General features: G+C 71.5%; 7 protein-coding genes. 1 reads left to right on the top strand and 6 read right to left on the bottom strand.

Going from position 1 to position 7320, the window contains the following annotated elements; genetic code table 11:
• The 6 genes from Dsi01nite_RS23650 to eccD all read right to left on the bottom strand — a co-directional run.
• Nucleotides 1–1465, bottom strand: a 1465-nt coding sequence (locus tag Dsi01nite_RS23650) for a WXG100-like domain-containing protein (RefSeq protein WP_444542524.1), incomplete at its 3' end; no start/stop codon positions are given.
• A 7-nt stretch (nt 1466–1472) separates the two neighbouring features.
• Nucleotides 1473–1820 carry a hypothetical protein gene (locus Dsi01nite_RS23645; RefSeq protein WP_203848426.1) on the bottom strand — a complete coding sequence of 116 codons (348 nt, stop codon included), beginning with the start codon at nt 1818–1820 and terminating at the stop codon, nt 1473–1475.
• Nucleotides 1817–2176 (bottom strand): YbaB/EbfC family nucleoid-associated protein, encoded by a 360-nt coding sequence (locus Dsi01nite_RS23640; RefSeq protein WP_203848425.1) that lies wholly within the window; start codon nt 2174–2176, stop codon nt 1817–1819. Before Dsi01nite_RS23640 ends, Dsi01nite_RS23645 begins: the two co-directional genes overlap by 4 nt.
• Nucleotides 2177–2347: 171 nt before the next feature.
• Nucleotides 2348–2956, bottom strand: coding sequence for a hypothetical protein (locus tag Dsi01nite_RS23635; protein ID WP_203848424.1), 609 nt, complete (start codon nt 2954–2956; stop codon nt 2348–2350).
• Nucleotides 2957–3013: 57 nt separating this feature from the next.
• Nucleotides 3014–4417, bottom strand: a complete 1404-nt coding sequence (eccB, locus tag Dsi01nite_RS23630; RefSeq protein WP_203848423.1) for a type VII secretion protein EccB — start codon at nt 4415–4417, stop codon at nt 3014–3016.
• 16 nt (nt 4418–4433) lie between these two features.
• Entirely contained in the window at nt 4434–5825 is a 1392-nt protein-coding gene (gene eccD / locus Dsi01nite_RS23625; RefSeq protein ID WP_203848422.1) for a type VII secretion integral membrane protein EccD, read from the bottom strand.
• A 177-nt stretch (nt 5826–6002) separates the two neighbouring features.
• Between eccD and Dsi01nite_RS23620 the strand changes: the two genes are divergently transcribed.
• On the top strand, nt 6003–7259 hold the full coding sequence (locus tag Dsi01nite_RS23620) for a S8 family serine peptidase (protein ID WP_203848421.1): 1257 nt from the start codon (nt 6003–6005) through the stop codon (nt 7257–7259).
• The last annotated feature ends 61 nt before the right edge of the window (nt 7260–7320 follow it).

Raw genomic sequence — 7320 nt, 5'->3', positions numbered from 1 at the left:
CCGTCGGGTTCTGCGTCTGGCTCTGGGTCGCGGCGGGGTTCTGGCTTGCGGCGGGGTTCTGGCTCTGGGTCGCGGCGGGGTTCTGGCTTGCGGCGGGGTTCTGGCTCTGGGTCGCGGCCGGGTTCTGGCTCGCGGCCGGGTTCTGCGTCGCGGCCGGATTCTGACTCGCCGCCGGGTTCTGCGTCGCCGCCGGATTCTGACTCGCCGCCGGATTCTGCGTCGCCGCCGGGTTCTGGCTCGCGGCCGGGTTCGCCGAATGCTCCTCGTTGCCCTGTGCGGGAGCGTGCTCCTCGTTGCCCAGCACGGGAGCGTGCTCCTCGTTGCCGAGCGTGGGTGCGTGCTGCTCATCGCCGGTCGGGGCCGAGGAGCCGAACACCTTGTCGTGCAGGCCGACGGCAATCTCGTGTCCGGTGGCGTGTATGCGGCCGGTCACGCCGCCGGAGACGAACGAGCCGCCGAGGCTGCCGAGGGTTGGCAGTTGGCCCATGGACAGTGAGCCGGCCACCTCGCCGCCGACTTCGACCACGCCCTCGTGGGCGAACGACTTGGCCTGGTCGCGGCTCCATTGGCCGAAGCTGCGCCGGCCGGGGTTGGTGGCGCCGGGGGTCGGGACGCCGTGGCCGAGGCCGTTGCGGCCGAGCTTGTGGAGGCCCATGCCGGTGAGGCCGGCGCCGATACCGCCCGCGGCGCCGGCGATGGCCGACTGGCGCACCTGCGACCAGTTGATGTTCTCGTCCATGCCCGCGTCGCGTTGCGCGTTCTGCTGGGCGGTGTAGTTGGTGAAGCCCTCTTCGAGGGCCTCATGGAAGCCTTCCTTGGCGAGTTCGAGGGCCACTTTGCGGAAGCCGCCCCGTGCGGCGGCCCGGGTGGCGGCGTTGAGGGTCATCTGGCCGGCGCGGCGGACCATTGCGTTGCCGATCCGCCGCGCACCGAGGGAGGCGATCTTCCGACCGAGCTCGGCCATGATCCTCTGCAGTGCCAAGCGGGTGAGCCCGACCGAACCCGCCGCGCCGCCCAGTCCCGCGCCGCCGGTGAAGAACGCGACGATCATCCAGATGATCAACTGGATCAGCAGCATGATGATCTCGAAGCAGATCTCATACTTGGACTGGGCGACCTGCATGCCGGTGGCGAAGGTGTTCTGCTCCATGCTCTGAACGCCCTTGAGCAGTTCGGCGAGCGCGGAGTCGACGTTTTCGCTCAGGTCGGTCCAGGCCAGGCTGAACTGCTGCGGCGTGCCGTCGCCGATCCAGCCTTCCCTGATCTTGTTGGCGCCGCCGTCAGCGTCCTTCTTCAGCCAGTCAACCTCTTTGGCGAGCGCGCCCCACTCCCTGGCGAGCTCCCAGATACGGTCCTCGTCGCCCTCGGGCCACGTCTGACCGGTCAGGAGGACCGAGACCACGTCGCGGATGGGCTCGGGCCAGCTGTCGATGGTGTCCTTGAGCCAGCTGAGGTCGAGGCCCACGGGTGACCTAGATGTCCTTGAACTCGGCTGCGGTCTTCTTCATGTCGTCGGCGCTCTCGAGGTCTTCCTTGACGAACGCCGCGACCGCCAGGTCCGTGTTCTTGCTCATGTCGACGACCGCCTCGCCGATGTCCTTGCCGATCTTGGCGAGCGCCGTCTTGCCTTCCGTGTACCACTTCAGGAACTCGCGGCCGGCCGAGTCGTTGCCGCCCGGCGTCCCGGAGTCGATAGCGGTGATCGGCGACCCGCCCTGGGTCAGCCTGGTGAACGCGTCCAGGATCGCGTCGCCGCTGACCTTGATGTCACGGGTGCCCGCCGCGACCTGCTTGCCGTCGAACCAGATGTAGTTGCTCATCTCGAGCCCCTCCCCGTGGTCTTGGCGGAACGTCCGCTGGCATATTTGTCAAAGTCGATGGCGGCGAACTTGTCCATGTCGAACTCTTCGGGCAGGTACCGCTTGATGATCTTGCGCATCTCGACATCGACGATCTCGACGGCGCGCTGGTAGGTCTCGACGATCAGCGCGCCGAGCGCGCCGGCGTTGGGCGCGCGGTAGATCCGGGGGTCAAGGTCCAACTGGACGAGCCGGCCGCGGGCGTCCACGGTCGTGACCACGAACCCGTCCTCGGAGCGGGTGCTGGCCGTCAGCTCCTTGAGCTTGCGCTGCATCTCGGCGGCGTTGCCCAGCAGCTTGTTCGCGTCCTCGAGCATGGCCTCGAGCCGCGGCTGCAGTTCGTCCCTCGGACTGGTCAAGATCCGCCCCCGTCACGATCAGTGGCGAGGCCACCTCGCGTTCGTTCACCCTCACTGTAGTCAATGCGCGCAACGCTGTCAGGCCCAGCTCCGCACGTCAACGAGGTGCCGGCGGCATCGATGCGGCCCTCAATCCCACTCGGTGATGTTGATGACCGTGTTCCGGTGGGTACCCGTGCCACCCTCACCGGCGATCGTCAGCTGATACTCGCCGACCTGATCCGGCATCGTCACGGCCCGGCGATCGTTCGGCAGGAGGGTGATGCCGGGCGACAGCAGCCGGGCCGGGCCGGTCGCCGTGGAGCTGCACTGGCCGGATACGCCCAGACACACGGTGATCTCGCTGTCGCCGGCGTTGAAGAAGCGGATCCTGGCGCCCTGCCCCAGCTCGTACCGGTCCTTGGGGAAGCTGCCGGCCCGCAGGTCCACCTGGTGCGAGTTGTAGATCGGCTCGCCGAGGACCACCACGATCCCGATCAGCAGGGGAATGCCGAGCAGCAGGGTCGGGAAGCCCCGCCCCCGGCCCGGCATCCGCGCCAGCAGGCAGGCGACGGCGCCGAGGCCCGCGACGGCGACGACGATCCAGAACATCACCGCCCGGCCGGTGCTGGGGAACGGGCCGACCCCGTCCTCGGGTGGGGCCACCCATTCGGCACCGAGCAGGCGCGCGCCCAGCAGGACGGCGAAGACGCCGGCGATCAGCGCCACCACACTGCGGTCCACTGTGGCCTCATGCATGCCGCAACGGTAGACCGTCGGCCTGTCGATGCAGCACCCCGTCGATACGAGCCGCTGTCAGGCCCCGTCGACGGGCAGCCCCGCGCGGGCCGGGTCGAGTGCCGGACCGAGCGGCATCCGGTTGACCAGTGCGGCCGGCAGCCGGACGGCGGCGGTCACCGGCAGGGCGAGGAACTGGGCCGCGACGTCGGGCGTCACCGGGTAGGCCCGGCCCGGCTCCGTCACCAGCAGCATCGTGCTGGTGGCCGCCTCAGGCGACGGCAGCGCCATGACCAGCATCGCGCGTCCGGGCTCAACGAGCACCCGGTCAGCGAGCGGGGTGCCGTTGGCACCGATCCCGCCGGTGTCGTTGATCGACGAGCCGCTGTCGAACGCGGCGCCGACGAGAATGCGGGGTTGTGCCACCCCGGTCGGGTAGACGGCGCATACGGTGTCACGCTCGGCGATGGGCACAAGTTTGGGCGTGACGGCCGGCGGCGGCTCGGCACCGATCGGGAAGGAGACCGTGCGGCTCTCCACGACCTGCCCGGCCTGGATCTCCTCCGGCGGCTGGCCGGACGCGTTGACCTGCGAGTCGCCGCGGATCACGTCGGCCTGCATCGCGGTGACCTTGGCGAGGCCGTCGGGCACCGCGACGTAGTACTGGGTGTCACCGGCGGTGTTGCGCACGAAGTACGTCCGACCGGTCGCGGTGTTGCGGAAGCTGGACGTGCCCGACGGCACGGGGACCCGCTGGATCGGCTGCCCGCTGGACAGGCCGTTGAGCCAGGCCACCCGGACCTTGGTGGGCTGGACGCTCTCCCACGCGAGTGCCTTCAGGACCACCTCGGGCTGGCGGATCTCGAACCGCCGCCCGTTCCAGACCAGGCTGACCGTCCCCTTGGGATCGTCCACGGCGCGGACCAGCATCGCGCCGGCGTCCAGCGGCCGGCCGCCGGCGGGGGTGCGACCGGCCAGCAGCACCGTCCGCGCGTTGGCCTGGCCCGAGCCGTCGGAGAACGGGGACGCACAGAGCGTCCACGCCGTCGTCAGCAGGTCCTTGGCACGGGGCACGAAGTCCGGGGCGCCGGCGATGCCCAGCGTCCGCCCCCGCGGGGTGCCGGCGAGGGAGTTGCGCGAGGCCGACACCGGCACGCTGGCTCCGAGCAGTCGCGCGGATGCGTAGTTGGCGACCGGGTGCAGGGTGTTGGTGGCCTCCCGGTAGACGTACCGGACGCCGGTCTCCTTCTCCAGCACGATCGCCGAGTCCGAGCGCCAGGTCTTCTTGCCGCCGTTGACGAGCAGCCCATAGATCGCGACACCGGCGATGACGATGATCGCGATCATCAGGCCGGCGAACGCCGAGCCGGCGAAGCGGCGAAACGGTGACTGCTGCGGATCGGTGTCATGGATGATCAGCGCGGAGGTGACCCGCTGCATCATGAACTGGTGTGACTGGAGCTGATCCCGTCGGGTCGCCATCGCCCGTCCTCCGTTGTCAGCCGAAGTGGCCGCGAACGGCCGAGTAGACGCTGGCGGCCGCGCAGGCGATCGGGATGACGGAGATGAGCACGAACGCGTCGAACATCTCCAGGAAGCGGCCGATGTACGGCGACGGGCTGCGCTTGCTGTATGCGACGCCGCCGCCGATGACCAGACCGGCGACGACGGCCAGGCCGACCGCGGTCACGATCACCCGCGTGTCGGGGTTCATGCCGGTCGACAGGTGCACCACGAGCGACGCCACGCCGACCAGCCCGGCGACGAGCAGCGGCACCCGCTGGCGGGTCGCGAGGAAGAGCCGGGTGCGCAGCAGCAGCGCCAGCGCCGCCACGGTGGCCAGCAGCAGCACCGACAGGCCACCGACGGTGCCGAGCACGGCGAGGCACACGGAGCCGGCGACGCTCGCGCCGAGCAGGACGCCGGTGAGGATCTCGTCGGCGCGGGCGACGGCGGCGAACACCCTCGGCGCCGGCACGTAGGGCTGGTCCTCGAACACGGCGCCGGCATTCTCCGGCAGCGCCGGCACCGGGATCTTGCCCAGCCGGATGGCCAGCAGCGGCGACGCCGGCGCGATCAGGACCACCGCGGCGAGGACCGCGCTGGTCGCGGGCACCGCGTCGAGGCCGAGCAGCACCAGCACCGCCCCGCACATGCCGATCAGGCCGGTCGTGACCCCGGCCACGAAGAGGCGGGCGCTGTCCGCGACCCCGGCGTAACCGACCAGGCTCGCGCCGGTCAGCAGCACCGAGGCGAGCAGCAGGTGGGGCGCACCCAGGTCGGTGAGGGCGGTGTCGCCGGCGATGAGCAGTGCGCCGCCGGTGAATGCGAACGGCAGGCTGATGGCCGCGACGAAGACGCCGGTCTGCGCGTCGGCCATCGCCCTGGACAGCGCGACGCCGGTGATGAGCAGGACGACCGCGAGACCGGCGGCGACCCAGCCGGGCAGCGTCCACGACGGGCCCGAGCGCAGCAGGATCACCATGACGACCGCCAGCGCGGCGGCGCCGACCAGCATGGTGGCGCGGCGGGTGGTGGCCGGGCTCCACGGCTGCCCGTAGCGCCGGGAGCCGGCGGCGATCGTGTGCACGATGTCGTCGTAGTCGACCTCCGGCCACTCCTCGTGCCGGGGCACGAGATGCAGCAGCTCACCGTCGTGCACCTCCTGGGCGCCGAGGGTGTCCTGCGTGACCAGCTCCGCACCGTCGCTGCGCCGCAGCATCCAGCCGCCGTGCTGCTCGCCGTCGTCGGCGAAGCTCTCCCCGGCGTGCTGCAGCAGGCTTGGGAGAAGCCCGGCCAGCGCTACGTTGGTGGGCAGCGCGAGGTCGACGCGCCGGTCCGGAGTGACCACGGTCACCCTGGCCAGTCCGGTGGTGGGAGTGGCGCTCACCGATCAGTCCCCGTCTGTCGATTGAGGTGGTGCGCGACGTCAAGCGTGCGTGGATGCCAACCTAGCAGTCGACTCCCGCCGATGGGCGGCACGAGACGGCCGTCGATGTGGGGCGGACCGGGCACTTTCCGCGCCCGTACTAGGATCTGCGCACGATCGCTGAGGGGAGCGGGCGGCATGCGGCAGGCGTTGATCGTCTTTACAGCCCTGGTGGGAGTCCTGCTCGTCCCCGTGCCATCGTTCGCGGCACCGGTGCAGACCCCGCCGACCAACCGCAAGTGCAAGGATCCCGGCACGCCGGCCCGCACGCTGCCGTGGCACCAGCAGTCGTTCGACCCGCGGCGCATCGACTCGCTCACGGGCGGCGAGGGTGTGCGGGTGGCAGTCGTCGACTCCGGTGTCGACGCGACGCATCCGCAGCTCAAGGGCCGGGTCCAGCCGGGCCGCGATCTGCTCTTCCCGGGCGGTGGCCCGGGCGACTGGGACTGCACGGGCCACGGCACGGCGGTGGCGAGCATCATCGCCGGCGGTGGCGAGGCCGGCATGGTGTTCCGCGGCTACGCCCGGGGCGTGCAGGTGCTGCCGCTGGTCGTGGGCGAGCAGGACCCGGACAAGGGCGAGCCGCCCGCCGGCACGGCCGACCGGATCGCGGCGGCGGTGCAGGCCGCCGTCACGGACAAGGCGCAGGTGATCAACATTTCGTTCGCGGTGTACGAGGACGTGCCCGCGCTGCGCGACGCGATCAAGCAGGCGGTGGCGAGTGACGTCGTCGTGGTGGCGTCCGTCGGCTCGACCAGCCCCGAGCAGGCGCTCGCCGGGCGCACGCCCTATCCGGCGGCGTACCCGGGCGTGATCGGCGTCGGCTCGATCGGCCCGTCCGGTGAACGCTCCTCCTCGTCGCCGGTCGGCCCGTGGGTGGACCTGGTGGCGCCCGGCGAGCAGATCCTCGCGGCGACCCGGGGTGGCGGCTACGCCGCGGTCCAGGGCACCGGTTTCGCGACCCCGTTCGTCAGCGCGGCCGCGGCGCTGATCCGCGCCCGCACCCCTGGGCTGCCCGCCAAGGCGGTGGCGGAGCGGCTCTATGCGACCGCCGACCCCAGCCAGGGCAGCGGGGCGGGCCAGGGGTACGGCCGGGGGATCGTGGACGCCTACCGCGCCGTGGCCGAATACCCGGGCGCCACTGCGGCCGGATCGGTCGCGGCGGTGCCCGTGCACACCGGCGACAAGGTCGACCCGACGCGCCGCTGGCAGATCCAGGTCGCGCTCATCGCGGCGGCGGCGACCGTCAGCGCGGTCCTCATCGCGACGGCTGCCGCGGTATGGCTGCCGCGCGGGCGTCGGCGCCGGTGGATTCCCGGCCGGGCGGCCCCACTGCCGACGCCGGTGCCGGCCGACGGCAACCGGCGACTCTTCGACGACCTCGAAGAGTCGTGAGCCGGACCTGACGAGCCGCGGACCCAGCGCCCGGCGGCCCACCTGCGGCGATCGCGAGGCA

Origin of the sequence: Dactylosporangium siamense (assembly GCF_016862795.1) — a bacterium.
Taxonomy (GTDB): domain Bacteria; phylum Actinomycetota; class Actinomycetes; order Mycobacteriales; family Micromonosporaceae; genus Dactylosporangium; species Dactylosporangium siamense.
The sequence above is the reverse complement of the archived record's forward strand: the minus strand, read 5'-3'. Positions and strand labels throughout refer to the sequence as shown.

What these genes read in the sequence shown, in the direction of transcription:
- Dsi01nite_RS23645 (WP_203848426.1), bottom strand. Translation starts at nt 1,820, where the DNA reads ATGAGCAACTACATCTGGTTCGACGGCAAGCAGGTCGCGGCGGGCACC.
- Dsi01nite_RS23640 (WP_203848425.1), bottom strand. Translation starts at nt 2,176, where the DNA reads ATGCTCGAGGACGCGAACAAGCTGCTGGGCAACGCCGCCGAGATGCAG.
- Dsi01nite_RS23635 (WP_203848424.1), bottom strand. Translation starts at nt 2,956, where the DNA reads ATGCATGAGGCCACAGTGGACCGCAGTGTGGTGGCGCTGATCGCCGGC.
- eccB (WP_203848423.1), bottom strand. Translation starts at nt 4,417, where the DNA reads ATGGCGACCCGACGGGATCAGCTCCAGTCACACCAGTTCATGATGCAG.
- Dsi01nite_RS23620 (WP_203848421.1), top strand. Translation starts at nt 6,003, where the DNA reads ATGCGGCAGGCGTTGATCGTCTTTACAGCCCTGGTGGGAGTCCTGCTC.